The organism is Sphingomonas brevis (assembly GCF_023516505.1).
Lineage (GTDB): Bacteria > Pseudomonadota > Alphaproteobacteria > Sphingomonadales > Sphingomonadaceae > Sphingomicrobium > Sphingomicrobium breve.
In genome coordinates this window covers 1,931,624-1,957,409 of record NZ_JAMGBB010000001.1, presented here as the reverse complement: position 1 = coordinate 1,957,409, position 25,786 = coordinate 1,931,624, and the positions used below count along the sequence as shown (strand labels likewise).

Sequence of the window (25,786 nt, the reverse complement as noted above, 5' to 3'; positions counted from 1 at the left end):
GGTAAACAAACCCCTACTTCTCTCGCTCGAAAGCTCGCAGGATCGGGCAGGGGCCTTTCTGGCTGGACGCGCAGGCCCGGGCCAGTCCGGCCAGTGCATCCCGCGCCTCTTGCAGTTCCGCGATCTTTCCGTCGATCGCGGCCACCCGGCTTTGCGCCAGTTCCCGCGCCCGCGCCCGGTCGTCGGATGCATCGAGCGCGATCAGCTCGCCGATCTCGGCCAGCGTGAAGCCGGCCGCCTGGGCGGATCGGATGAACCTCATCCGCTTGACGTCCGCCTCGCCGTAGCGCCGAATCTCGCCCGGCGGCCGCGCCGGTTCGGGGAGCAGCCCGCGCCGCTGGTAATATCGCACCGTTTCGACCCCTACGCCCGCCGATTTGGCGAGGCCGCTGATCGTATCGCGATTTAATGCTTGATTCCGTACCATGGTACGGACTGCATAAGCCCTTTGTCCGCTCTTGGACAGAAGGAGAATCATCATGGTTTCGGTTACCCCGCTCGCCGCTCAGCGCGGCTGCCAGTGCAAGCCCTGCACCTGCAAGAACTGCGCTTGCTAAGCTGAGCGCCACCGATCGCAGCGACGCCGGCGCGTAGCGCCGCCGAAGCAGCGCGAAGAGATGGTGCCAGCCGGCCGACCGGCCCCCGGACCTGTTCCGGGGGACCGGATCGGCGTCACGCGATTCACTCGCGTGACGGCCCCGGCCTCTTGAGCCTTTGCGTTCAGCGGCTATGACAGTCCCATGTGGCGCATCGTCGCCGCGGAGGGAGAAGCATCATGGCCAAGGGCCAGGTCAGGAAGAACAAGGAAGCCCGCAAGCCCAAGAAGGAAAAGCCGAAGACGATCGCGGCCAATCCGTCAAACAAGGGCGGCCAGCAAGGGCTTGAGAATTTCAAGAACAGCTAGGCACTACCGATCGCAGCGATGCCGATGCTGGCTTCGGCGAGCGCAAACGAATGCGCTCTCCGCCCGTGGCGGACATGGTCTGCCGGCCATGAAAATTGGCTGTTGCGTCGCTCAGCTAACCCGGCGTCGCCCCACGACCCGGTAAATGATTAGCAGCAGGATGGCGCCCGCTGTCGCGACCAGGATGTTGACGATATTGCCGCCGCCAATGCCCATCTTGCTGGCCACGAAGCCGCCGAGCAGGCCGCCGGCGATACCGATCAGGATCGTCACGATGATGCCACCGGGATCGTCGCCGGGCATGATCCATTTGGCAAGGATGCCGGCAATCAATCCGACGACGATCCAGCCGATAATGCCATATTCCATGGAGGTCCTCCTGCCTGTGTGACGCGAACGGAACAACCTAGCTGCCCTCGACAATGGCGGGGCACCATCGGGACAAACCCGGCGCCGTAACGAACGCTTGGCCCTGGTGACCGAATTTGGCGGCTCGATCTCTCAAGGAGGTCGGGCCGCCTTGCTATCCGGCCCGCTCGTCGCACGCGAGCCGCCGGCGCGATTTAGCCGGCATCGTTCAGCCTCGGCCCGCGTTGAGACCGCACACTACTTTCTTTTGGAGAATCAATATGTTCGAAACTGACAAGGGCGGCCTGGCTGCCCTCAAGACTCTTACCGACACGCTTGCCGACAGCGTCAATGGCTATCGCGATGCGGCGCAGCATGTCGACTCAGCCGAGTTCAAGCAGATGTTCACCGAGCTTGGCGACGAGCGCAGCCAGGTACTGAGCGACCTTGACGCGGAGCTGGGCCGGTTTGGCGGAGCTCCCGCCGACCGCGACGGCACCACCATGGGCACGCTTCATCAGCGCTGGCTGGACTTCAAGGCCAGCGTTACCGGCAACGACGACAAGGCGGTCATCAACGAGGTCGAGCGCGGTGAGGGCTATCTCAAGGAGAAGTTCGAAGCCGCCATCGGCAGCGATACGCTGGAGGGCGACGCAGGCGGCATCGTCGAGCGTGCGTTCGCCTCGGTTCGCGAAGGCCATGACCGGGTGAGTGCGCTGAAGCATTCGCTCGAGGGCCAGCCGACCGGCTAAGCTCGGACGCGAGAAGAATGGAAAGCGGCTCGGTCCCATTGGGGCCGGGCCGTTGTTGCGCTCGCCCGCGCCTGCTTGTTTCGCTCAATCCGGAACATCCAATGATTCCCGGACGTTGACTGAGTCTACCCACGAAAACCTAAACCCAATCAAGGAGTAAGCCCATGCGGATTCCCATCGGGGCCGCGAGCCTCATTATTGCCCTCGTCAGTTCGGTCCCCGCCATTGCCGCCACCAGCGGCACGGTCAGCGGCCAGGGCGCTCTGTCCAGCGACCCTCGCCGCAACTTCTCGGTCAGCGCCAAGATTAACGCCGACGGCACCGCCACCGGCCAGGCAACGCTGATCAACAAGGCCTTCACCGGCGAAAACGGCAAGGCGCCCTATTTGCTGAAGCTCGACATCAAGTGCGGCAAGATGGTCGACGCCAACACCGCCATCTTCGGCGGCACGGTCAAGCGGACCAACGACCCCAGCCTGGTCGACACCGTCTATTTCTCGGTACAGGACAATGGCGAGCCCGGCACCGGTAAGGACAAGGTCAGCCGCGCCTTCTTCTTCGACGGCGATCCGGCCACCACCGGCGATCCGGCCCTGTGCCTCGGCGCGACGCTGACCGATTTGCCGCTGGAGACGATCGTCTCGGGCAACATCAACGTGAAAAGCTAGATGGTACCGGCAAATAGCCAAACCTAGCCTACGAAGATTTGGCGGAACGGTTAGCAATGATCGTCCGCCGAAAAGGAAGGCGGCTCGGCCCGACGGGACCGGGCCGTCTTTTTGTTCGTCCTAAGCGAGGCGGCGGCGGTTACCGCGAACGCGCTTGCCGTAGACGGAGAGCGCCTTGCGCGCCGCGGCCTTGGGGCTTTTTACTGCCCCGCCGGCCAGCGCACCGGCCAGTTCCGACCCGGCCTCGATCTTTTCGCTGACCATCCGCTCGGCCTCGCGCCGGGCCGTGGCCGGGCCTCCGGCCATCATCCGCCACGATCGAAGCGCGACGACCATGCCGGCGTCGGCCCACAGCCGCGATGCGTCGAACATCAGGCGCGACCAATCGTCGGTGCTGTTGGGACGGGTCATAAATTTCCTTTGGTTGGGAGGGGGCGGGCAAGGTCAACGCCGCGGATCGGCAATCGGGGCCGAGCGAAGTGCCACCCACTGACCCCCGTCGATTTCTTTGCACCCGACAGGCCGTCCTGGCCGTTGCACCTTCATGGAAACGACAGACACGCCCACTGTGGCTAGCAGCTCCGAAGAGAGCTATGTCGACCGCGCGATGGCCGGCCCGACGCCCGACAATCCTTCGCTTTCGCTCAAGACGCGACTCAAACGCGCTGCCTTCTTCGACAAGCGCGAGCGCGAAGTGGCCGAGGGCAACGCCGAACCGGTCGACCATTCGGCCGGCCTGCCGGAGGCGGGAGTCGAGGAGGGCTTCGACTTGCCGCCGGAGGAAGATGAAGGCGCAGGGGATCGTCCTTCAGTTTAGGCTGCGCAAGGTCACGCTTTCGTCAATGCGAGCACAGCGATGCAATCCAATTCGCCGCGGGATTGCTTCGTTGCCTTGCTCCTCGCAATGAAGAAGCATGAGCCAAATCCGAATTTTGGTCGACGCCGATGCCTGTCCCGTCAAGGACGAGGTGTACAAGGTCGCCTGGCGGCGCGAGGTGCCGGTGACGGTGGTCAGCAACATGGCGATGCGCGTACCGGAACATGCGCTGATCGCTCGAGTGGTCGTGTCGGACAAGTTCGATGCAGCCGACGACTGGATCGCGGAAAGCGCTGACGCGAAAACCGTGGTGATCACCGGCGACATTTTGCTCGCCGACCGCTGCCTGAAGAAGGGTGCGACGGTGATCGGCCACGATGGAAAGCCGTTCACCTCCGCAAGCATCGGCGGCGCCATCGCCACTCGCGCGATCATGGCGGACCTGCGCGTTGGCGCCGACGGAATTACCGGCGGACCGAAGCCATTCGCCAAGGCGGACCGGTCACGCTTCCTGCAGGCGCTCGACGAGGCGTTGGGGCAGTTGGCGAGGTAGCGTTTCTCCATTGGTCGCATTATTTTGCTGTTCATCGCAAGATCGCGCCGTCAGCTGGTAAAATTCAACGCTTCGTCGCGAGAGACGTCGCGTTGCCCCTCGGCTGGATATATTCAGTACCGCCGTTCTCCAGAAAAGCAGGGGAAAGATCGGGTGGCCCAGGTTCTAATGACGCTGGGATTGTTCTTCGTCCCACTGCTTGGGCTCCACATGCTATTGCAGTTTTTGAAGAGCCTGCTTTTGAACCGTACCGTCAGAATGGCGATGGCGGAGCATCCGGAAAAGCTGCCGATTCTCCTGGAAAAGCTTGAGGCCGCCAACTCTGGATGGCGGCAGGATGTCGTCGGATGGAGCGCGGTGGCAATGGGGCTGGGCATAACCGCCGGCGCCGCGTTCCAGGAAGAATCGGCCCGCGTGCCGACGGTTCAGTTCGCGCTGACCCCATTGTTTGTCGGCGTGGCGTTACTGCTCCACTTCCGATTTACGCGAAAGCAGCCATAGGGCTCACTCCGCCGCCGGCAGGTAAAGCTCCCCACCTTCGTCGTGGAAGCGCCTGGACATTTCTTCCATCCCGGCTTCGGCATCCTGCCCGCCCCCCTCGACTTCGCTCGGCACGAGCGGTGAGGGATTTAGGCGGGCGAACTCTCTCACCTCTTGCGTGATCTTCATGCTGCAGAATTTCGGGCCGCACATCGAACAGAAGTGGGCGGTCTTCGCACCTTCGGCCGGAAGCGTCTGGTCGTGATATTCCTCGGCCGTGTCGGGATCGAGGCTCAGGTTGAACTGGTCGCGCCAGCGGAACTCGAACCGCGCCCGGCTCAGCGCGTCGTCGCGGACCTTGGCCGCCGGATGACCCTTGGCGAGGTCGGCCGCATGGGCGGCTAGCTTGTAGGTCACCACGCCCACTTTCACATCGTCGCGGTCGGGCAGGCCCAAATGCTCCTTGGGCGTCACGTAGCAAAGCATCGCCGTTCCGAACCAGCCGATCATCGCCGCGCCAATGCCGCTGGTGATATGGTCGTACCCCGGCGCGATGTCGGTAGTGAGCGGCCCAAGCGTGTAGAAGGGCGCTTCGCCGCAAACCTCCAGCTGCTTTTCCATATTCTCCTTGATCTTGTGCATCGGCACATGGCCGGGGCCCTCGATCATCACCTGCACGTCCTGGTCCCAGGCGCGCTTGGTCAGCTCGCCCAGCGTGTAGAGCTCAGCGAACTGCGCCTCGTCGTTGGCGTCGGCGATGCTGCCGGGGCGAAGGCCGTCGCCCAGCGAGTAAGCGATGTCATAGGCCTTCATAATCTCGCTGATCTCGTCGAACCGCTCATAGAGGAATGACTCGCGGTGATGAGCCAGGCACCATTTGGCCATTATCGATCCACCGCGGCTGACGATGCCGGTGACTCGGCTTGCGGTCAGCGGCACGTAAGGCAGCCGGACGCCGGCGTGGATGGTGAAATAGTCGACGCCCTGCTCGGCCTGTTCGATCAGCGTGTCGCGGAAGATTTCCCAGGTCAGATCCTCGGCGATTCCGCCGACCTTCTCCAGCGCCTGGTAAATCGGCACGGTGCCGATCGGCACCGGCGAATTGCGGACGATCCATTCGCGCGTGTCGTGGATGTTGCGGCCGGTCGAAAGGTCCATGACGGTGTCCGCGCCCCAGCGGATCGCCCAGACCATCTTGTCGACCTCGGCCGCGACGTCGGAAGCGACTGCGCTGTTGCCGATGTTGGCGTTGATCTTGACCAGGAAATTGCGGCCGATCGCCATCGGCTCGGACTCGGGGTGATTGATGTTGTTGGGGATGATCGCCCGGCCGCGCGCCACCTCGTCGCGGACGAATTCGGGGGTGACATGGTCGGGGATGGCGGCGCCGAAGCTTTCGCCGTCACGCTGCAGCTCGCGTGCCATTTCGCGGCCCAGATTCTCACGTACCGCGACATATTCCATTTCCGGGGTAATGATTCCGCGGCGGGCATAGTGCATCTGGCTGACGTTATGGCCCGGCCTGGCGCGAAGCACGCGGCGGCGCACGTTGGGGAAGGGCGCGACCCCGCCCGAACGGTCGGGACCCAGCTGGCCATTGTCTTCCGGGCGAACCTCGCGCTGGGCGACTTCCTCGACGTCGCCGCGGCCACGGATCCAGTCGCGGCGAAGTTCGGGCAGCCCGGCCATGATGTCGATCCGGCTTTCCGGGTCGGTATAGGGTCCGCTGGTGTCGTACAGCGTCACGGGCGGTTCGCCCGACGATGGTTCGAGGTCCACCTGGCGCATCGCGACGCGGACGCCGGCCTGTCCTGATCCGGTCGAAGGGCCCTGGACGAATATCTTGCGGCTGCCGCGGATCGGGCCAGTGGTTACGCCTAGTTCGGTGCGCGCCGGGATATCGGCCATTGCTGTTTCCTAAATGAGATGGGGGTCGGCCCGGCCAGTTACGCCGAGCAAGATGAGCGCAATCCCAAACAGGATTGCTATGATCGAAATTATTCGCTGTTGGCTGACCAGCGGCCGGCAGAAGGCCAATAGCGGCTTCGCCCACACCATGATCAGCAAGCCCTCCGCCATCACCATCCAGCCAATGGCCGAGACGATGATCGCCAGAGTGTCGGTCCAGTGGTGATGGCCGAGGTGGATCGCCGCGCCGATCGCGAAGGCCGCGAAACCGGTAACGAAGGTCAGGGCGGGCGACCGCTCGAACTCGTCGAGCAGAGCCGGCCAGTCGATGTGCCGAGTAAACCCGGCCAGGCCCGCGGCCAGTTCGTAAAGGCCGATCAGGACCAGCAGGTGAAGCGTCAGCGGGATTGCAGTCGTCATGCCACTCCCTCCACCGGTATTAACCGGATCAGGTTCGATGGGTCCCGGCACTGCCTGCCGATCTCAGCCGCGGCTTGGGCATCCATCAAAATTTCATTTCGATGGAACCCGGGGTTGCGGCTCCCCAGGGAAGTCTCTGCTCTAGGCCCGCTCCGCGCTGCCGTCTAGCGGGAGATGGAGGGCGTATTCTTGAAGGCCGGCTTCTTGGCCGGCGGCGCCGCGGCGGTCTTGGCCGGCGGACCTTCGGCTTCGGCCGGGCTGATCGTGCCGTCCTTGTTGACGTCCAGCTTGGCGAAATTGGCCAGGGTCGGCCCGCGGAATTCCTCCAAGGTGATTGCGCCGTCCTTGTTGACGTCGAAGCGGGCCAGGAATGGCGCCGCGTCGGGCTGCTTCATGGTCGGCAGCTTGGCCTTCTCGTCAAATTCGGTGCGGCTGATGTTGCCGTCGCCGTTGAGGTCGAGCTTGGCGAAAGCCGCGTCGCGCTCCTTCTTATATTCCTCGATCTTGGCTTCGGCACTCTTGACCAGCCGGGCGTCGATTTCGGCGGCGGTGACCTTGCCGTCCTTGTCCGCGTCCATGTCGGCATAGTCGGCGTCCAGCTTGTCGCTGATTTCCGCCCTGGTGACCGCCTTGGGCGCCTCTTCCTTGGCGCCGCTCTGCGCCGCCATCGCCGAGGCCGGTATTGCCGTAGCCAGCGCCAGGGCCGCAAACCTCATGAATTTCATTTCCTACTCCCCTCGGGAAAACCCGATTTCTAGCAATCAGTGCACCTTCAGGCATCCCTGCCGCAAGCCGGATTGCGGCAGGATGAACCTCCTCGGCTGTTCAACGGCTTGACCTTTGCGTGCGGTGCGGCTTGGTGGCAGTCGATGAGTGGCCTGACCCATCTCGACCGGCTGGAGGCCGAGAGCATCCACATCATGCGCGAAACCGTGGCCGAGGCCGCGCGCCCGGTAATGCTCTATTCGATCGGCAAGGACAGCGCGGTGATGCTGCACCTCGCCCGCAAGGCCTTTTATCCGGCGCCGCTGCCCTTCCCGCTGCTCCATGTCGATACGACCTGGAAGTTCCGCGACATGTATGCGCTACGCGACAAGGTCGGGGCGGAGGAGGGGATCGATCTTCTCGTCTACAAAAACCCCGAGGCCGAGCGCCAAGGCATCAATCCGTTCGATCATGGCCCGCTCCACACCGACCTGTGGAAGACCGAGGGCCTGCGCCAGGCGCTCGACAAATTTGGCTTCGACGCCGCGTTCGGCGGCGCCCGCCGCGACGAGGAGAAAAGCCGGGCCAAGGAGCGGATCTTCTCCTTCCGCACCGCCACCCACCGGTGGGATCCCAAGAAGCAGCGGCCGGAGCTTTGGTCGCTCTACAATGTCCGCAAGAATGCCGGGGAATCGATGCGGGTCTTTCCGCTCTCCAACTGGACCGAGCTCGACATCTGGACCTACATACTGCGTGAGCGGATCGAGATCGTGCCGCTCTATCTTGCCGCGCCGCGGCCGGTGGTGGAGCGCGACGGGCTGCTGATCATGGTCGACGACGATCGCTTCCGGCTGAATGATGGCGAACAGGTCGAGACCCGCTCGGTCCGCTTCCGAACGCTTGGCTGCTACCCGCTGTCGGGCGCGATCGAGAGCGACGCCGACACCATCGAGCAGGTGGTGCAGGAAATGCTGCTCGCCACCACCAGCGAGCGGCAGGGGCGGATCATCGACCGCGATGCCGGCGAAGGATCGATGGAGAAGAAGAAGCAAGAGGGCTATTTCTGATGGCCCTGCCCCACGCCGAAGAGCGCGACCTGATCGCTTCGGATATCAGTGCTTACCTCGCCAAGCAGACGTCGAAGGAAATGTTGCGGTTCATCACCTGCGGCAGCGTCGATGACGGCAAATCCACCCTGATTGGCCGGTTGCTGTACGAAACCAGGCAGATTTTCGATGACCAGATGGCGGCGCTGGAGGCCGACAGCAAGCGCGTAGGAACCCAGGGCGCAAACATCGATTTCGCGCTGCTGGTCGACGGACTTACCGCCGAGCGCGAGCAAGGCATCACCATCGACGTCGCCTACCGTTTCTTCGCCACCTCGAAGCGCAAGTTCATCGTCGCCGACACGCCGGGCCATGAACAATATACCCGCAACATGGTCACCGGCGCCTCGACCGCCGATCTCGCCCTCTTGTTGGTCGATGCCCGCAAGGGGGTGCTGGAGCAGACTCGCCGGCATTCGATTTTGTGTAACCTGGTCGGAATTCGGCGCATGGTCCTCGCCGTGACCAAGATGGACCTGGTCGATTTCGACCAGGCAGCCTTCGATGCCATCGTCGCCGGCTATCGCGCCTTCGCCGATGTGATCGGCATCGACGACTGGATCGCCATTCCGGTGTCCGGCCTTACCGGCGACAATGTCGCGAAGCGGGGCGAAGCAACGAGCTGGTATGACGGCCCGGCGTTGCTGGATCATCTGGAAGCGGTGCCGGTCGACAGCGCGGCGCAGGAAGCCAAGCCGTTCCGCATGCCGGTGCAATGGGTCAGCCGGCCCGATCAGCATTTCCGCGGCTTTGCCGGACTGGTCGCCGGCGGCGCCATCGCGGCAGGCGATGAAGTGCGCATCCTCCCTTCCGGGCGCACAACCAGGGTGGCGCGGATCGTGACCATGGACGGCGATCTTCCCCGGGCAATCGCGGGGCAATCGGTCACGCTGACCTTCGCCGAGGAAGTCGATTGCTCGCGGGGGGACGTCATTGCCACGGCCAAGGACCCGCCCCATGCCGCCGACCAGTTCGAGGCGACGATCGTCTGGATGGCTGACGAAGCCATGACTCCGGGGCGCGGTTATTGGCTGAAGCTCGGCACCCAGACGGTGACCGCGACGGTCGCCCACCCCAAGCACCAGGTCAATGTCAACTCGCTCGAGGAATTGGCGGCAAAGACGCTTGAGCTGAACGCGATCGGTGTCGCGGAGCTGACGACTGATCGGCCCCTGGTGTTCGAACCCTATCGGGATGACCATGTCGGGCCGCCCAACCGGGTACTTGGCGGCTTCATCCTGATCGACAAGCTGACCAACGCCACCGTGGCAGCGGGCATGCTGCACTTCGCGCTTCGCCGGGCCGAGAACGTCCATTGGCAAGCTCTCGATGTCAGCCGCGAAACCCACGCCAAGCTGAAGGGCCAAAAGCCGGCGGTGCTATGGTTCACCGGGCTTAGCGGAGCCGGCAAGTCGACCATCGCCAATCTGGTCGAGAAGAAGCTGGCGGCAATGGGTCGCCATACCTTCCTGCTCGACGGCGACAACGTCCGCCATGGCCTCAACAAGGATTTGGGCTTCACCGAGGCCGACCGGATCGAGAATATTCGCCGCGTCGGCGAGGTGGCGAAGCTGATGGCCGATGCCGGCCTGATCGTGCTGACTGCCTTCATTTCGCCGTTCAGGGCGGAGCGCGACATGGTCCGGCGGATGATGGGTGACGGCGAATTTATCGAGGTGTTCGTCGACACGCCGCTCGACGAGGCCGAGAAGCGCGACGTCAAGGGACTCTATGCAAAAGCCCGGGCCGGTGAACTGCCCAATTTTACTGGCATCGACAGCCCGTATGAAGCGCCTGAAAATCCCGAACTGTGGATTGATACGACCAAGCTCAGCGCCGAACAGGCCGCCGAGGAAATCGTCGCCGCGATCACGGAGTTCGAGCGGCGCTAGGTGTCGCGGGGCTGACAGGCTCCGCGCCGGACGACGGACCTTGCTCGGAATCCGGCGCCGCCGGAACGGGCGCTGGCTGCTTCGGTTCCGAAGGGGGTAGGATCACGGGAACCTTGCCATTTCCGCGGCCGTGAAGTGCCTCGATTTCGGCCTGCCGCTTTCTGAGATAATAGGAGCGTGAGGCCACATAGGGATCCCCCGCCGCTCTAATCTGTTGCACCTCGTCGTCATATTCGATGCGGCTGTTGAGTTCGTTGAGCGTCGCAATCGGCACGATGACTTCCGGTCGGCTGAACTGCTTTCCAAAGGCCAGCGGAAATACCAAGACATCCAGCCGGTTGCCGATGAAATCGCGCAGGGTCGTCGGGCCGATAACCGGCAGATAGAAATAGGGTCCCTGCGGAACGCCATAATAGCCAAGCGTATTGGCGAAGCCGTTACGGCGATGCGGCAGGTTGAACGGCTTGCGCTTGGCGACATCGACGATTCCGGCGGCCCCGACCGCAGTGTTGATGACGAAACGTCCGACCGTTTCCGCTGCCTTGCCCGGCTTCAGTTGCAGCAAATAGTTCAGGAAGACGACCGGTTCGCCTAGGTTCCGGAGGAAGTTGCGCAGGCCCATACGGATCGGGCGCGGCATGACGTCGACATAGACGAACGCAATGGGCGCGACGATAGCCTTGTCGACCGATTGAGTAACCTCGAACGACGTGGCGTTAAGCTCTTCGAGCGGATCGTCCGGACTGGGGCGCCGGCCGGTAACCACGATGTCCGTCTGGCCCATGGCGGATGGAAGGGCCCGAGATTCGGGTTGGGCAGGTAACGCCGGTGCGCCGGTTTCAGGCTCCGCCGCTTGCGCGGCTTGGTTGGACGGTGACGGTTCCGTCGAATTGGCCGGTACGATCGGCGGCGGTACTTCAATCGATCCGGCGGCGGGTTCGACCTTGATCGGGGCCTGATCCAACGCGGTCAATGCGAAGCTGAATGCAGCGTTTGGCGCCGGCGCTTCGCCGCCGGGTAAAGGCGTAGCCGCCACCGCTATTGCAGTAGTCAGTGCCGTCACGCTCATTCATTTATCCTTCGTGCCCGGTGAGCCCTCCCCTTTTTGCACCAGAATTATTAACTCAATACAATAATTCGGGAAGCGCAGGCGCGGCTGCGATGAGAGCTATATTCAGTCGCCCTTGCCGGGCTCCGGCGAGAAATATTTGTCGTACTTGCCCTCTTCGCCCTTGTGCTCATCGGCATCGGCGGGGGTCTGCTCATTCTTTCGTGTGACGTTGGGCCATTGCGCCGAGAATGTCGAATTGAGCTCGAGCCACTTCTCGAGGCCGCCCTCCGTGTCGGGCAGGATCGCCTCCGCCGGGCATTCAGGCTCGCATACACCGCAGTCGATGCATTCGTTGGGATTGATGGCGAGCATATTCTCGCCCTCGTAGAAACAGTCGACCGGACACACTTCGACGCAGTCCATATACTTGCAGCGGATGCATGCGTCGGTGACGACGTAAGTCATGTTAACAAGCTCCCTTTTCCACTGCAGTCGCTAGGTTGCGACGGTGCCCCAGTCAACGCTCGGCTTCAATCTCCTCATAATGACGCCGGGCTTCCGGCGGCGGGCCTCGCCGGGTGGGCAGGCCGGTGACGCGGATGATGTGAACCTGACCGTGCAAGGGCAGTGCGATGACCTGGCCGATGCGGATGTCCTCGGAAACCTTGCCGACCCGTTTGCCGTCGACACGGACATGACCTTCCCCGATCAGTGCCTGCGCCAATGTGCGGCTCTTCAGCAGCCGGATGAAAAACAGATAGCGGTCGAGCCGCACCTACCGCTTGAGGCCGGCCAGCGCGGCGAAGGCGCTGCCCGGGCGCGGCTGCGGAGTAGTCCGTTGCCGTGGTCGGCGATGGCCACGCCAGGCCCAGGCTTCGCCTGACGGGACGAAGCCGATCTCTGCCATCAAATGACGGATGGTCGCCTCGTCGAGGCCGAGGCTGGTGGCGAACGCCCGGTCGACCGGGTCTTCGCCGCCGTGCTGGCGGACCTGATGGGCGTGGCTGGCCAGCCGGTCGGCCAGGTCGATCCTCAGCCAGTCATTGCCGATGCGGCGGAATGCGAGCGCCGCGCCGCGCGGGTCCGCGCTGCCATCGAGAGTCGCCGCCGAGGGCTGCGGCAGGCGCGGCATTGGCTGGCCGGAACGGACCGCCAACAATGCTCCGCGCCACTGCTGAGCGGCGGGCTTCAGCAACGACTGGACATAGACGTCGAGCGCTCCAAGCCGCACTCTGAGCCGATGCAGCGAATGGCGATCCGCCTTGTCCAGTTGAGCCAATTGGGATGCGATCGAGCGGCGTGGCAGATGCCCGCCCGCGTCGACCAGCATCGCCGACAAGGCACGAATGCCTGGACTGGCCCCGCGGTCCGCGGCCGAATTCGCCAACGCCTTCAGCGCCGGGAGATGCCGGCTCACCTGGCTCTCTATCCACCGCTCCAGCCTGCCACGCAGCTTGGTGCGACGCTCCGCCGACAGCCGGTCGAGCGCCCGCGCGGTTCGAACTGCCGGCTCAAGCAGAGACCGGCCAGGAGCAAGGCGCGCCAGGATATGGCCTTCCCAACCGATGGCCAGCCCGGATCCGCCTTCCTCGACCAGCTGGAAGTCGACGTCCGGGGCTTCGCAGAGTTTCGCGGCACGGCGGTCCAGCTCCTCGCCCAGGCGCCGTTCGGCTGCGGCCAGCAGCAATCTCTTGTCTGCCAGGCGCGCAGTCGGATCGACCCGGAACTCAAATCCGGCGAGATGGCCGATTGGCTCCGGCCCGACGCTGACCTCGCCGTCTGCCGCGACGGTCACTGGCAGGGCGTCGGCGCCTCTGGCACCGATGTCGCGGACCAGCACCGCGGTGCGCCGGTCGACGAACCGCTGGGTCAGACGTTCGTGCAGCGCGTCACTCAGGCGCGCCTCGACCGCGCGAGTCCGCTCGGCCCATTTGGCAGGATCGGCGAGCCAGTCGGAGCGCTGGGCGATGTAGGCCCAGCTGCGAATGCCGGCGAGCCGATCGGCCAGCGCTTCGATATCGCCGGCAACATTGTCGAGCCGGGCGACTTCGGCGGCAAACCATTCGTGCGGGATGTGCCCGCCTTCGCCGACATAGGAAAATAGCCGGCGGATCATCCGTGCGTGGTGCATCGGACCGACCTTGCGGAAATCCGGCAGGCCGCACACGGCCCACAGCTTGCGCGCCTTGCCGCCCTTGGTCGCGGCGATTGACGGGTCCTCGGCCAGCAACTTCAGCACGGCAAGGTCGATCGCCAGCGGCGCAGGCCGGAGGAGCGGATCGTCGCTCCGCACCTCGAGGCTGGAGATCAGCTCGGTCACGCTGGTGTAGTCGAGCTCGGCGCTGCGCCAGTAAAGATGGTCGAGCGGGCGAAAGCGATGCTCCTCGATCGCATTGACCTCTTCCTCGCTGAACTCGGGTGCAGTTTCACCGCCCAAGCCGAGCGTTCCAAAGCTGCCGTCGCGCTGGTGGCGTCCGGCGCGTCCGGCGATCTGAGCCATTTCGGCGATGGTCAGTCGGCGATCGCGGCGACCGTCGAACTTTTCCAGTCCGGCGAAGGCGACGTGGGACACATCCATATTGAGGCCCATGCCGATCGCATCGGTGGCGACGAGATAGTCGACCTCGCCACGCTGGAACATGGCAACCTGGGCATTGCGAGTGGCAGGCGAGAGGGCGCCCATCACCACGGCCGCGCCGCCTTTGAAGCGACGCAACATCTCGGCCAGCGCATAGACTTGCTCGGCGGAGAAGGCGACCACGGCGGATCTCGGCGGCAGGCGCGACAGCTTGGCTGCCCCCGCGTAACGCAAGGTCGAGAAGCGCGGCCGGCTGACGATCTCGGCTTCGGGCAGCAGTTTCCGAATAAGCGGCTTCAACGTGTCGGAGCCAAGAATCAGCGTCTCCTCGCGACCCCTGGCGCGCAGCATCCGGTCGGTGAACACATGACCGCGCTCGGGATCGATCCCGAGCTGAGCTTCATCGATCGCGGCGAAGGCGAAGTCCCGCCCGGAATCGGGATCGTCGCCCCTGTCTCCCTGAACCGGCATGCTTTCCGCCGTGCAGAGGAAGTAGCGCGCACCCTGGGGGACGATCCGCTCTTCGCCGGTGATCAGCGCGACCTGATTGGCGCCTTTGATCTGGATAACGCGGTCGTAGACTTCGCGGGCCAGGAGACGCAGCGGGAAGCCGATGACCCCGGACGAATGGGCGCACATCCGCTCGATCGCCAAGTAAGTCTTGCCGGTGTTGGTGGGACCAAGAATGGCCCGGACTAGGCCGTCACCGCGCGCTGCCATGCACTGCAATTTGGCACTTCGGCTCGGAAGCGCAAGCGGCATTTCGGCCAGTTGCGTCCGGCGCCGTTTATTGGACCTTAACCTCTTTTAACCATGACGGACGGCAAGAAACCCTGAGCGGGGGGCGGACTTGCTCGATATGCGTGCACAGTGGCGGAATGAAGCGGCCTTTGCGGTCGTCAACGGCCCTGCTCCTGTCTTCGGGAGGCGCCGGAAAAGCTGGCGCGACATCGACCTGATCGTCGATCTCGCCGACGAGCCCATGTCACTGCGTTGGTGGCGTGGCGTCGCGACCCTGAGCCTGCTTTGTGCCGCGCTTGCCCTCATCGCGCCAAATCCGTTCGAGCCGCTGCCTGCCGGGTTGGGCGATCGGATTGAAGCGACGGAAGCGGAGCAATTTCGGGAAATGGCGATCGCTCCGCTCGGGTCCGGTTCCGGCACTGGTGGACGCATGGCGTCCAGCGCGCTGGTCGAGCCTCTCGCCCAGGCGCCTGAGCGGCCGTCGATCGATTTGTTCGCGCGCCTCGGCGCCGGTGACAATATTGCCGCCCTGCTGCGCCGATCGGGCGCGTCCTTCGCCGATGCCGGCACTGCCGCCAAATTGATTTCCGAAGCTCTTCCGGCGGGAGTCGCCCCAGGAACCAGTATTGCTCTAACCTTGGGGCGCCGCTCGCCGAGCGGCGTGCGGCCGATCGAGCGCATCGCCTTTCGCGCCGGCCTTGACCTGAATGTCGCACTGACCGCCGGCACGGACGGCCTGCAGTTGTCGACCGGCCGCATCGCGGTGGACAATACCCCCTTGCGTATTCGCGGGCGGGTCGGCGACGGCCTCTACTGGGCGCTCCGCGCATCCGGCGTCTCGCCGCAAGCCGCCGGCGACTATCTTCGCGCGCTTGCCACACAAATCGACGTCGGGAGCCAGGTCGGGCCCAACGATCAATTCGATCTGGTCATTGCCAACCGTCGCGCCTCGACCGGCGAGAGCCAGGAAGGTCCGCTGCTTTACGCCGGAATTGATCGCGCCGGGGCACAGCCGGTAAGATTGATGAAGTGGGCGATCGGCGGCCGGACCGACTGGATCGACACCAATGGCGCGGGCCGCCAGGTTGCGACCATGGCCTGGCCGGTGTCGGCGCCAATCACCTCGGGCTTTGGCATTCGCTTCCATCCGATCCTGCATTTCGCCCGGATGCATAAGGGCATCGACTTCGGCGCCCATTATGGAGCGCCGATCGTCGCGGCCGCAGACGGGCAGGTCAGCCGTGCCGGCTGGGCGGGCGGCTATGGCGAGCAGGTCCGGCTGGCTCATGCCGGCGGCATGGGCAGCAGCTACAGCCATATGAGCCGGATCGTGGTCGCGCCCGGCAGCTTCGTTCGTCAGGGCCAACTGCTCGGTTATGTCGGCACCAGCGGCCTGTCGACCGGAGCTCACCTCCACTATGAAGTTTACCGCAACGGGGTGGCGGTCAATCCGCTGAGTGTCCGCTTCGCCAGCCAGGCGTTGCTGGCGGGCGAGGAACTGGGCCGGTTCAAGGCGCGCCTCGCTCAACTGATGGCCATCGGTAACCCCGCCGCACCCAAGGATGACAAGCCGAACCACGGCGCTTAGGATTGCGCTGCTCCGTCGGTGCGCGGGGTGGGGGGCACATTCGGCATGGATCCGCACGCCATCGAAGGAGCCGGACCTGGGGAGGACTATGTCTTCGTCAGCTACTGTCGCTCTGACGAACGGGCCGCCACGGCAATTATCGACTTGCTCGATCGCGCGGGCTTCCATGTCTGGTGGGACGGCCTGATCCCCGGCGGAGAACGGTTCGGAACCCTGATCAGCAAGGCGCTTGAAGGTGCCCGTGCCGTGGTTGTCCTTTGGTCCAGGCAATCGGTCGAATCTGCATGGGTGCAGGATGAGGCCAGCTGGGCCCGGGACCGTCACCGGCTTGTCCCGCTATCGCTCGACGGGTGCGAGCCTCCACTGGGATTTCGCCAGTTCCAGTGCATCGACATTTCGCGCGGCGGGCCCAAGGCCGGCAATCCCGCCATGCAACGCGCGCTCCGGGCGATTACCGACATCATGGGCCGGGATCCGGTTGAGGTCGGCCCAGTCAGCCGCCTGCCACGAATCAACCGTCGATCGGCGCTGGCCGCTGGTGCAGCCGTGGCGGTGGTCGGGGGCGGCTTTGCCGCCTGGCGCACCCTGATCGCGCCAGGCAAGGCGGATGCCAACAGCATAGCCGTCCTGCCGTTCGAGAATTTGAGCGGCGATCCTCGCCAGCAATATCTATCGGACGGCTTGGCCGCCGAGCTTCGGTCCAGGCTTTCTCGAAACTCGCTGCTCAGCGTCGTCGGCCAGGCATCTTCCAATGCTTTTCGGGACCGTGATGAAAATGCTCCGGCGATCGCTCGCAAGCTGAGGGTTGCCAATGTGCTCGACGGCAACATCCGCGCCGCGGGCGGGCAATTACGGATCGGTGTCGAGCTTATCGACGGCAAGTCAGGGTTCAGCAAATGGTCCCGGACATTCGATCGGCCGATGGCCAATTTGCTCGACCTCCAGTCAGAAGTGGCAGACGCGGTCGGGTCGGCGCTTGCGGCCCAGTTAGGCAGCGCCGGCAAGGAACCGACCGAGCGAAGCGGCGGCACAACAAGCGTCGCGGCGTTCGATTCCTATCTCCGCGGCAAGGAATTGTTCGATTCCCAGCGCGACGAAGCCAGCGACCGTGCCGCACTCGGCGAATTCACCAACGCCATCGGGCATGACCCGGACTATGCAGCTGCCCATGCCGCCCGCTCACGGGCGCTGGCGGTAATCGCCAACCAATACGCCCAGGCAGGCGAACGCCGGCGGCTTTACGGTCAAGCGGTCGACGAGGCCCGGCTGGCGATCGCCAATGCCGGCCAATTTCCCGAAGGACATGCGGCGCTCGGCTACGCCCTCTTTTACGGGATGCTGGATATTGGCGCGGCCGACGGTCCCTATCGTCGGGCACTCGAACTTGGCGGAGGAAGCGCCGAGGTGCAGAGCTTGTGCGCGCTCTATCGCGCTCGCCGTCGCCAGTTCGACCAGGCTACCGCGGCGATCGAACGGGCGCAGGCGCTGGACCCGCTCAATCCCAGCCTGTTCAAGACACAGGGACGCATACGCTTCGCTTCCGGCGATTATACGGGCGCAATTGTCGCTGCCCGTCGCGCGCTCGAGCTCAATCCCAAGCTGGGCGGAGTCCACGGCGACATCGGCAATGCCCAGTTGATGCTGGGGCAGATCGACAATGCCGCCCGCGAGTTTGGAGCCGAAGGCGTTGCGCTACTGGCAATTCCGGGGCGGGCAATTGTCGCAATTCGGCGCAAGGATATGGCTGTTGCCGCGCGGGAGCTTGAATTGCTCCGCCGTGAGGAGGGCGACAACGGCCTTTACCAGCAAGCGCAGATTTTGGCGCAGTGGGGCAAGCGTTCCGAGGCGCTGGATGTGCTCATGCATGCGCTAAGCGTGGGAGACTCGGGCCTGGTCTATCTGGCCAGCGATCCCTTCCTTCTGTCTTTGCATGGCGACGAACGATTCAAATCGCTTCTAAGGCAACTTCATTTCGTCTAGGGAATGGTCAGGGGATGAACCCCACAACAGGGAGGGGACTATGCGCAAGTATCTGACGGGCGTGGCAATGATCGCGATCAGCATGTCGATCGCAGCGTGCAACAAGACCGAAACGGCAGCCAATGAGACTGTCGCCGAGGAGCCGATGGCGAATGAGGCGATGGATGCCAACGCCACGGAAGTGACCGCGACTGACGCGAATGCTACCGAAGCTACCGACGCCAACGCCACGACAGACGCCAATGCGGCCGATGCCAATGCCACCGAGCAAGGTTCGACCGACCATTGATCTGATTCGTCACTGAGTCGACTGGCGGCGTCCTTCCTGGCGGGAGGGCGCCGCTTTTTCATCCACCCGCAGCGCTTGCCCTGGCCTGATTTGCTGCATGGCGGCGGCGATCCAGCGGCGGTATTTCGTGACGTCGGTATAGACCGACGGAATATCCTTGTAGCCGCAACCGAGCGACCAGCTGGTCACTCCGATCAATTCCTCGACATCGCCAACCTTTCGCACCAGCGGCCCTCCGCTATCGCCGCGGCAGCTGAACACATTCTTGTCCGGGGTCGCTCCCCGGTCCGCGCCCGGCGCGACGAGGCATACCATGCCCGTCCCCAACTTGGCCTTGAGCCGGCGCTTGCAGGCATTCCAGTTAAGCACTGCCAACTGGCCATATTGCAGCTGGTCGGGATTACGCTGCAATTCGTCCGCGATGTTGAACAGCGGATCGGCACCGGGCGCAACCGTGCCGGTATAGCCCCAGCCAAAGGCGGTGACGTTGGTCCCGGCGGCGATCGGCTTCTCGCCGAGTCGGGCACCCGCTTCGTCATATCTACTGGTGTCGCGGTCCGACCGTAGCAGCAGCAGTGCAATGTCATCATCCTGCTTGCCGGCCGTATAGCTCGCCGGCACGGCGACACCGTCGATGGCCAATGTCGATCCGCCCCGGCCAAGCCGCTTGGTGCCCACCCGGACGCGGCGATCGGAAAGCACCTTGGCGTAGTCGGCGCCGGCGAACGGGGCGCTTGCGACGCAATGCGCGGCGGTCAGCACAAGCCTAGGGCCAATCAGAGTTCCGCCGCAGCGGTGGTCTCGCTCCCGCTGGCTGCGCTGCGCGAGATGCTTCTTGTCCTTGTCGGAGTCAGGCAGCAGCGCATCCGCTGCTATCTCGTCCGGCTTAAAGGGCACGGTCGAATAGATTTCCACCATCCAGGGCGCCATCCCTTCGGTGACGTCATAGCCGCCGCCGATTCCGAGGCGCGTCGGCGCCATGTAAAAATATTCGGTGAGGGAGATGGCCCAATCGGCCGGAATGGTCACGGACGCCCGGGAACAGCCCGAAGCTTCGCCCAGGCATTTGTCCCAATCGGGATCGTCAAACGGCAATTGTTCGATCGCGGCGGTGTCGATCGGCTGGCTGGAGGTTATGGTCAGCAGCTGCACGAAGCCGGATGATTGGCTGAAGCTGTACAGTGTCTGGGTGCCTGCCGACGCGCCTGGCGCCAATGGCCCTCGATCGGCCCCATCAAAGCTGATGCGGCTTATCCCGGACGCGGGATTGACGGCCAATAACGCAAAATAGAGCGGCTCGCGGGATCGGTTTCGAACGCTCGCCACCATGGAGTCCCTGCCATCCAGCAACTGAACCTGTGGTTCCCCTTTGGGGCCGAGCGGGGCAGGCCGTGGTCGGCAGATCAACTGAGGTTCGGAGCCCGTCGCCGCATCAATACAGGTGTCGAGCTCTGCGTGCGAGACGATTGCCCGGGCGAATCCGAATGCCTGCAACTGGTTTGCCCGGTCACGTCGATCGATCAACAGGCGGAGGCGGCCCGAAAAATCGTTCAGGTCGAGATTGCCAAGCTCGACCTTTCGCGGCGCCGGCCGAACCGGATCGGCCTTGAAGTCATTTGCCCAGTCGCTCTTCGGCTGTTGGGCGTCGACGGCGATCAGCGTTAACGGGAAGTCCTTCTTGGTGGTGATCTCATAGTCGGATGGTTCAGCGATGCGCAGCGAGGGCAAGCCCAGCAACGCGGCACGAACTTCGGGCAGCGCATCGCCAAGGTCCGGGCTCAGCCGCAAATTGACGGTAGCGGGCCGAACCGGAGAAGGCGCGGCCACAGGCTGCTGGGCGGCCGCGGCCGACGACATCAGCACGGCGCCTAGCGCACCCAGCTTGAATCGGCCGGAAATGCCCATTGGCCATACCCCCCAACCCGAAGGCGGGAGCATGGGGCCAAGGCTGTTACCGGGTCAATGATTGAGTAGGGAGTCGGCCAGTCCGGAGGACCACCCTCGCACCTTATTTTCCGTGGCCGCGCCAGCGTTTGACGGTGCGCTGGATGATGCCTTCCTCGTCGCCATGCTCGCGCCATGAGGTGGCGAAGCTCGGGTCCGACGACGCCGGGCGCTTTTCCGGCTCAAGGTCATCGAAACGGACGCGGATCGGGATGGCGACACCTTCGCCGCAGACAATGCATTCGCGGTTGCGGAGCGCCGGAATGGCATCGAGGAAGCCGCGCGCGCCTTCCGGCATTGCCGCCCGCACGCAGGCCTGGTCGCGGTCGTTGTTCAGACGCATCGAGATGATCGTGCCGCACTGCGACAGGACGCCTTCGGCAAGGTCCGACGGACGCTGCGTGATCAAGCCCAAAGACACGCCATATTTACGGCCTTCCTTGGCGATACGCTCGAGGATCTTGCGAACCGCCTGGCCGCCCGAGCTTTCGTCCTTTGGCACGTAGCGATGCGCCTCTTCGCACACCAGCAGGATCGGGCGCTGCGCTTCGGTCCGCGACCAGATGGCATAGTCGAACACCATTCGGGCGAGCACGGAGACCACCACCGAGGTGACTTCGGACGGGACGCCCGACACGTCGACGATCGAGATCGGCCGGCCATGGCTCGGCAGGCGAAACAGCTTGGCGATGAAGCTGCCCATGGAATCGCTGACCAGCATCCCGGAGAACATGAAGGTGTAGCGCGGGTCGGCACGAAGCTCGTCGAGCTTGTTCTTGAGGCGCTGATAGGGAGTCGTGTCGCCGGCTCGGTCGAGCTTGCCCATTTCCGCGACCAGGATCGAGGTTAGGTCGGTAAGCAGATAGGGGATCGGCGAATCCACCGTTACCTTGCCATATTGCTCGCTGGCCTTTGACTTGGTCCGGGCGGCGAGAATGCACTTGGCGAGGATGTCGGCGTCGCGCTGACGCTCGGATCCGTCCGTGGTCAGGAACACTTCGCAATGTTCCTCGAAATTCATCAGCCAATAGGGCAGCTGCAAATTGTCGACGTTGAACAGCTCGCCGCAGCTCTTGAAGGCGGCCGAATATTCGCCGTGAGGGTCGATCATCACGATGTGACCTTCGGGCGAATATTGCGAAATTCGATGCAGGATCAGCGCAACCGAGGTCGACTTACCGGTACCGGTCGATCCCAGCACCGCGAAATGCTTCGACAGCATCGGGTCGATGTAGAGCGTCCCGCGGATATCGTCGGTCGGATAGACGGTGCCGATCTCAACGTGCGGATCGTCGGCCGCGGCGAAAATCGCGCGCATGTCCTCGGTCGTGACCGGCAGCACTTCGCAACCTGGAATCGGGTAACGGGTGACGCCGCGGCGGAAGTTCGACATCCGTCCGCCCGAAACGGCCTGGCCTTCGCCAAGGAAGTCGATCTGGCCGATGATCTTGCCGTCATTGCCGGTCTGCAGGGTGCGGACATTGGCGATCAGCCAGCTGTTGGCGACCATCATTTTGACCTGGCTGCCGACCTGCCCCGACATGGCGACCGACGGGTCGGCATGTTTCAGCAACATCTGCAGCCGCTCGAAGTCCATCCAAACCCGCGAGCCGGAGCCGGCAATTTCCAGAACCCGCCCGATCGGCGGAACGGACGCCTGCCCGGCAGAGGCCGACGAGGCCTCATCCGTGTCGCTGTAGTTGCTCAGTTCGTCGAGGAACTGCTTCAGGCTCGGTTGCTCGGTCATCGACGCGCGTACCCCACTTGAGAATTACGGTTGAAGCGGGATTAGCCGAGACGGGTTAAAATACGCTTTAGAAGCGGCGGCGGAACGCCAATGCGGCCGCCCAGCCCAGGCCCAATGACAAAATTACCGAGGCGAGGCCGTAGAGGAAGCCGTGCTGACGCGCGGCGAGTGCAACGAACCGCTCAAATCCCGATTTGCCAATCTGGATTTCCCTCGTGGCGGCGGCGATAACCTTGCCGTCGGCGACGAGGAAGGTTTCGGCGGTATAGTCGCCGACCGGCACTTGGCTGGGGATCGTGATGCGGGCGCGATAAAGGACGCCCTGGCTTATTTCGACGCCGTGGGGATGCTCGGCGTAAAGTCCCTCACGTTCTCTCAAGTCGAGCAGCCCGGCTTCGAACCGTCTCTCTTTTTCGGGTAACGCCCCGCCGCCAGGTGAAAGCTGAAGATCCTGAAGGCCAAGCTCATATATTGCCGCGGTCCGCTCATCGACCAATTGCCGGACCGGCGCCGACGAGGCGACCGCATAAAAGCTCGGCGCCGAGCGGAAGCGATTGGAATCCGCGTTCATCCAGATCCCGGCAATCTTCTGCTTTTCGCGGACCAGGATCGGTTCGACCGGTCCCTTAAGCACGACAATGACGTCCGCTGGCTTGCTCGGCGTGCGGCCGCCCGGATAGAGGATCGCTCCGAACAGCAGCAGCTGCGCGCCAGAGAAGCTGTAGCGGATCTCGATCGACCGCGCGCTGATGTCGGGCACCAGCCGCGGCTCGGCTTGCGCCATAAGGATCGGCGTCAGGCCGAGAAGGATGATTGCGCGCCTCACAGATAGGCTATCGTGAAAATCTCGTCTGGCCGCCAGGTAAGCCCGAGCAGCATGCGTAGCGCGACGGCGAGGATAATCCCGGCCAGCGCGAACCGAAGCAGGTCGGGCTTCAAGCGGGTCGTCAGAATCGCGCCATATTGAGCGCCGACCACGCCACCGATCAGCAGCAGCCCGGCCAGCACGATGTCGACTGCCTGGGTAGTGGTTGCGTGGATCATGGTCGTGACCGCGCTGATCGCCAGGATCATCATAAGGCTGGTGCCGACCACGACGCGCGGCGCCATGCCCAAAAGATAGATCATGGCGGGGACCATGATGAAGCCGCCGCCGATGCCCAGCAGGACAGTCATTATGCCGGCTACGAATCCAAGCGCGAGCGGCGCGATCGGCGACAGGTAAAGGCCGGAGGCGTAAAAGCGCCACCGCAGCGGCAGGCTTGCGACCCAGCGATTGTGGCGCGGCCGCTCCTCGGGCTCGTCCAGCGCGATCCAGCCAAGCGCGACCATCGCATCCTTCAGCATCAGGCCGCCGATCCCGCCCAGCAGGACGACGTAGAGAAAGCCGATCACCAGGTCGATTTGTCCGGTGTTCTGCAGCAGCCGGAACAGGCCCGCGCCGACCAGGCTGCCCAATGCTCCGCCGGCGGTCATCACCGCGCCCATTTTCAGGTCGACCCCGCCGCGCCGCATATGGGCAAAAGCCCCCGAAACCGATGCGCCGGTTATCTGGGTGGTCGCGGAGGCAACCGCCACCGTCGGCGGGATTCCGTAGAAGATCAGCAGGGGAGTAGTCAGGAAGCCGCCGCCTACCCCGAACATTCCCGACAATACCCCAACCAGCCCGCCCAGCGCGATGATCAGCACCGCGTTGACCGACATGCCGGCAATGGGAAGGTAAATGTCCATGCGTGCTCTGGCGGCACGCTAGCCCCAAAAGGGCGTCAAAACCAAGGCACCGAACGCGCTTGAAGCAGGGGGCAGCCATTCTTGTCGGCAATTATCCGCGGCCAGTGCTGCTGCCATCGTCCGCGCCTGAGTTCCCAATCAAACAATGTGGGGGATCGCCACTCCTTCACTGCGCGGAATTCCAAGGTTGATTGGTGGCGAACAATGATTGCAGCCGGGGGCGAATTGGCTGTTTAGCTACTCAAACTTCGAATCAGGCGTTAGAAATTTGAAGGCCTTGTGCATGTCTCTCAACATTTTTGGCTTTTTTCCGAGATTTTCGATCAATTACACCAAAACTTCAGGATTATAAAAAAAGAAACTCAATATGCCTGCAAACCCGCCGCTGTATCGAGAGGCCTACCCGCGGCTGGATATCGTCAAGGCTGCAGCGGCCATGGAGCGAGAGCGGCCGGTGTGCGAGTTCACCAATCAAAACGGGAATCCGAAGGGCTGGCTGTTGGTAGAAATCGAGGACGGCAATCGCTTGATTGCGATGTACGATCTGTTTGCGGAATATTTCCCGTCGCATGCCGGCGCTGCCCTGCTCAAATTTATCCCTGCACCGCTTCATGCCAACCCGAACCGTCACCTGCTGATTTGCCCCAAATGTGAGCGCCAGCTCATTACCCTGTTCTATAGGGGCTGGTGGGCATGCGGGGATTGCCACCGGCTGGGGTTTAGAAGCCAGTATGTCAGCCGCGAGGTGCGGGCGCGCGAAAACCGGTTTGCCCGCTGGAAGCAGCTGGTGCAGCAGTTTGAAAACGGGAAGCCTCATCGCATGCGGCAGGTGACCGCCGATCGCCTTCTGAGGGAGCGCGACTTCCTCCGCAGCCGCCTGAGCAGTGAGCCACGCCTGCAAGCGAGCGAGCAACACCAACCGATTATTACTGCCGAATGGATCGACATTGTGGAGGCAGAGCGGCGGCATCTCATTCCGCGCTCGTGTGATTAATCCACACAAATAGCTACCTCCTTCGGCTGGGAGCGCCGGGACTGCCTGATTTAATTGCGACCAATCCCGCCGCCCCATCCAGCACCGCCGCGTAATATTTGACCAGCGCCGCTTCCTCGGCGGCCATGTTGTCGAAGTGGGCCATGGCCAGCTGGTGGTGCTCCCCGATGCTTTGGCCATCCTTTGCACGCGGCATCGGCCCACCCGCTTCCAGGAACTGGTCGAGAAACTGCCTGAGCATCAGCACGAGGGCCACCTTGCCCTTTCCGCCCGAGCCACAGGCCGCGCCTTTCAGGGTGCATCGCAGCTCGCGCGGCTCGGCCAGCGAGTCCCAGATATGCGCCACGGCGGTGAACAGCGAGGGCTCACCCTGGGCGCAATATTCGTAGAGGAAGGCTTCGCGATGGGCGGCGTCGGACAGGACAAAACTCGTCAGCGGTACCGGGTCCGGCTCCCATGCCGCCCACGCCGAGATGAGGTGCTTCGGAAGGTCGCCTAACGTGATCTCGCCAGCACCGATGCGCTCGTCGAGCTCGGCCATGGTGAGCTGGTCGTAGGACGTTCCGCTTGTCGTCACGATGTGTTCTAAC

27 protein-coding genes and 1 riboswitch are annotated in these 25,786 nt (G+C 63.6%); of the genes, 12 read left to right on the top strand and 15 right to left on the bottom strand.

Annotation, left to right across the window (positions count from 1 at the left end; translation table 11 throughout):
- Window positions 1-13: 13 nt before the first annotated feature.
- The gene (locus tag LZ518_RS10095) at window positions 14-427 is read right to left on the bottom strand and encodes a MerR family transcriptional regulator (protein ID WP_249915863.1); all 414 of its coding nucleotides are present in this window, start codon (window positions 425-427) and stop codon (window positions 14-16) included.
- A 348-nt stretch (window positions 428-775) separates the two neighbouring features.
- On the opposite strand from LZ518_RS10095, the gene LZ518_RS13450 reads away from it, so the two are divergent.
- Window positions 776-904, top strand: coding sequence for a hypothetical protein (locus LZ518_RS13450; protein WP_283938186.1), 129 nt, complete (start codon window positions 776-778; stop codon window positions 902-904).
- 111 nt (window positions 905-1,015) lie between these two features.
- Here LZ518_RS13450 and LZ518_RS10090 read toward each other — a convergent pair whose 3' ends face one another.
- Window positions 1,016-1,273, bottom strand: a complete 258-nt coding sequence (locus LZ518_RS10090; protein ID WP_249915862.1) for a GlsB/YeaQ/YmgE family stress response membrane protein — start codon at window positions 1,271-1,273, stop codon at window positions 1,016-1,018.
- 260 nt (window positions 1,274-1,533) lie between these two features.
- Here LZ518_RS10090 and LZ518_RS10085 point away from each other — a divergent pair, with 260 nt between their 5' ends.
- On the top strand, window positions 1,534-2,004 hold the full coding sequence (locus LZ518_RS10085; RefSeq protein ID WP_249915861.1) for a ferritin-like domain-containing protein: 471 nt from the start codon (window positions 1,534-1,536) through the stop codon (window positions 2,002-2,004).
- A 164-nt stretch (window positions 2,005-2,168) separates the two neighbouring features.
- A complete protein-coding gene (locus tag LZ518_RS10080; protein ID WP_249915860.1) occupies window positions 2,169-2,672 on the top strand; it encodes a hypothetical protein in 504 nt (167 codons plus the stop codon).
- Between the two features lie 120 nt (window positions 2,673-2,792).
- On the opposite strand, the gene LZ518_RS10075 is transcribed toward LZ518_RS10080, so the two are convergent.
- Window positions 2,793-3,083 (bottom strand): hypothetical protein, encoded by a 291-nt coding sequence (locus tag LZ518_RS10075; RefSeq protein ID WP_249915859.1) that lies wholly within the window; start codon window positions 3,081-3,083, stop codon window positions 2,793-2,795.
- Between the two features lie 157 nt (window positions 3,084-3,240).
- Here LZ518_RS10075 and LZ518_RS10070 point away from each other — a divergent pair, with 157 nt between their 5' ends.
- From LZ518_RS10070 to LZ518_RS10060, 3 genes are all read left to right on the top strand, one after another.
- The gene (locus tag LZ518_RS10070) at window positions 3,241-3,489 is read left to right on the top strand and encodes a hypothetical protein (protein WP_249915858.1); all 249 of its coding nucleotides are present in this window, start codon (window positions 3,241-3,243) and stop codon (window positions 3,487-3,489) included.
- A gap of 97 nt (window positions 3,490-3,586) precedes the next feature.
- Window positions 3,587-4,042: a YaiI/YqxD family protein gene (locus LZ518_RS10065; protein ID WP_249915857.1), complete on the top strand. Its 456-nt coding sequence runs from the start codon at window positions 3,587-3,589 to the stop codon at window positions 4,040-4,042.
- A 24-nt stretch (window positions 4,043-4,066) separates the two neighbouring features.
- Window positions 4,067-4,543, top strand: coding sequence for a hypothetical protein (locus LZ518_RS10060; RefSeq protein ID WP_249915856.1), 477 nt, complete (start codon window positions 4,067-4,069; stop codon window positions 4,541-4,543).
- Window positions 4,544-4,546: 3 nt separating this feature from the next.
- Here the strand turns inward: LZ518_RS10060 and thiC are convergent, their stop codons facing one another.
- From thiC to LZ518_RS10045, 3 genes are all read right to left on the bottom strand, one after another.
- Window positions 4,547-6,430, bottom strand: coding sequence for a phosphomethylpyrimidine synthase ThiC (gene thiC, locus LZ518_RS10055; protein ID WP_249915855.1), 1,884 nt, complete (start codon window positions 6,428-6,430; stop codon window positions 4,547-4,549).
- Between the two features lie 9 nt (window positions 6,431-6,439).
- Window positions 6,440-6,850 carry a DUF2065 domain-containing protein gene (locus LZ518_RS10050; protein ID WP_249915854.1) on the bottom strand — a complete coding sequence of 137 codons (411 nt, stop codon included), beginning with the start codon at window positions 6,848-6,850 and terminating at the stop codon, window positions 6,440-6,442.
- A riboswitch (TPP riboswitch) is annotated at window positions 6,838-6,987 on the bottom strand. (Overlaps the previous gene by 13 nt.)
- Before the next feature lie 27 nt (window positions 6,988-7,014).
- Complete coding sequence (locus tag LZ518_RS10045) at window positions 7,015-7,575, bottom strand: EF-hand domain-containing protein (RefSeq protein WP_249915853.1); 561 nt, start codon at window positions 7,573-7,575, stop codon at window positions 7,015-7,017.
- Window positions 7,576-7,683: 108 nt separating this feature from the next.
- Here LZ518_RS10045 and cysD point away from each other — a divergent pair, with 108 nt between their 5' ends.
- Both cysD and cysN read left to right on the top strand, forming a co-directional pair.
- Window positions 7,684-8,622, top strand: a complete 939-nt coding sequence (gene cysD / locus LZ518_RS10040) for a sulfate adenylyltransferase subunit CysD (RefSeq protein ID WP_283938185.1) — start codon at window positions 7,684-7,686, stop codon at window positions 8,620-8,622.
- Entirely contained in the window at window positions 8,622-10,553 is a 1,932-nt protein-coding gene (gene cysN / locus LZ518_RS10035) for a sulfate adenylyltransferase subunit CysN (protein ID WP_249915851.1), read from the top strand. Before cysD ends, cysN begins: the two co-directional genes overlap by 1 nt.
- Here cysN and LZ518_RS10030 read toward each other — a convergent pair.
- The 4 genes from LZ518_RS10030 to LZ518_RS10015 form a co-directional block, all read right to left on the bottom strand.
- Complete coding sequence (locus LZ518_RS10030; RefSeq protein WP_249915850.1) at window positions 10,531-11,622, bottom strand: MlaA family lipoprotein; 1,092 nt, start codon at window positions 11,620-11,622, stop codon at window positions 10,531-10,533. The genes cysN and LZ518_RS10030 overlap by 23 nt on opposite strands.
- A gap of 105 nt (window positions 11,623-11,727) precedes the next feature.
- Window positions 11,728-12,069, bottom strand: coding sequence for a ferredoxin FdxA (gene fdxA / locus LZ518_RS10025; RefSeq protein ID WP_249915849.1), 342 nt, complete (start codon window positions 12,067-12,069; stop codon window positions 11,728-11,730).
- 52 nt (window positions 12,070-12,121) lie between these two features.
- On the bottom strand, window positions 12,122-12,379 hold the full coding sequence (locus LZ518_RS10020) for an RNA-binding S4 domain-containing protein (protein ID WP_249915848.1): 258 nt from the start codon (window positions 12,377-12,379) through the stop codon (window positions 12,122-12,124).
- Window positions 12,380-14,902, bottom strand: a complete 2,523-nt coding sequence (locus tag LZ518_RS10015) for a helicase-related protein (RefSeq protein WP_249915847.1) — start codon at window positions 14,900-14,902, stop codon at window positions 12,380-12,382.
- A gap of 139 nt (window positions 14,903-15,041) precedes the next feature.
- Between LZ518_RS10015 and LZ518_RS10010 the strand changes: the two genes are divergently transcribed.
- The 3 genes from LZ518_RS10010 to LZ518_RS10000 are packed head-to-tail and all read left to right on the top strand — an operon-like array spanning window position 15,042 to window position 18,780.
- Window positions 15,042-16,511, top strand: a complete 1,470-nt coding sequence (locus LZ518_RS10010; RefSeq protein WP_249916550.1) for a M23 family metallopeptidase — start codon at window positions 15,042-15,044, stop codon at window positions 16,509-16,511.
- A gap of 45 nt (window positions 16,512-16,556) precedes the next feature.
- A complete protein-coding gene (locus tag LZ518_RS10005) occupies window positions 16,557-18,491 on the top strand; it encodes a TIR domain-containing protein (RefSeq protein ID WP_249915846.1) in 1,935 nt (644 codons plus the stop codon).
- A gap of 40 nt (window positions 18,492-18,531) precedes the next feature.
- Window positions 18,532-18,780, top strand: a complete 249-nt coding sequence (locus LZ518_RS10000; protein WP_249915845.1) for a hypothetical protein — start codon at window positions 18,532-18,534, stop codon at window positions 18,778-18,780.
- A gap of 9 nt (window positions 18,781-18,789) precedes the next feature.
- Here the strand turns inward: LZ518_RS10000 and LZ518_RS09995 are convergent, their stop codons facing one another.
- The 4 genes from LZ518_RS09995 to LZ518_RS09980 form a co-directional block, all read right to left on the bottom strand.
- The gene (locus tag LZ518_RS09995; RefSeq protein WP_249915844.1) at window positions 18,790-20,685 is read right to left on the bottom strand and encodes a S1 family serine peptidase; all 1,896 of its coding nucleotides are present in this window, start codon (window positions 20,683-20,685) and stop codon (window positions 18,790-18,792) included.
- 103 nt (window positions 20,686-20,788) lie between these two features.
- The gene (locus LZ518_RS09990; protein ID WP_249915843.1) at window positions 20,789-22,471 is read right to left on the bottom strand and encodes an ATP-binding protein; all 1,683 of its coding nucleotides are present in this window, start codon (window positions 22,469-22,471) and stop codon (window positions 20,789-20,791) included.
- 67 nt (window positions 22,472-22,538) lie between these two features.
- On the bottom strand, window positions 22,539-23,255 hold the full coding sequence (locus LZ518_RS09985; protein ID WP_249916549.1) for a TIGR02186 family protein: 717 nt from the start codon (window positions 23,253-23,255) through the stop codon (window positions 22,539-22,541).
- 38 nt (window positions 23,256-23,293) lie between these two features.
- Window positions 23,294-24,202, bottom strand: coding sequence for a sulfite exporter TauE/SafE family protein (locus LZ518_RS09980; RefSeq protein ID WP_249915842.1), 909 nt, complete (start codon window positions 24,200-24,202; stop codon window positions 23,294-23,296).
- Window positions 24,203-24,569: 367 nt separating this feature from the next.
- Here LZ518_RS09980 and LZ518_RS09975 point away from each other — a divergent pair, with 367 nt between their 5' ends.
- Window positions 24,570-25,196: a hypothetical protein gene (locus LZ518_RS09975; protein WP_249915841.1), complete on the top strand. Its 627-nt coding sequence runs from the start codon at window positions 24,570-24,572 to the stop codon at window positions 25,194-25,196.
- Window positions 25,197-25,209: 13 nt separating this feature from the next.
- Here the strand turns inward: LZ518_RS09975 and LZ518_RS09970 are convergent, their stop codons facing one another.
- Entirely contained in the window at window positions 25,210-25,773 is a 564-nt protein-coding gene (locus LZ518_RS09970; RefSeq protein ID WP_249915840.1) for a hypothetical protein, read from the bottom strand.
- Window positions 25,774-25,786: the final 13 nt, after the last annotated feature.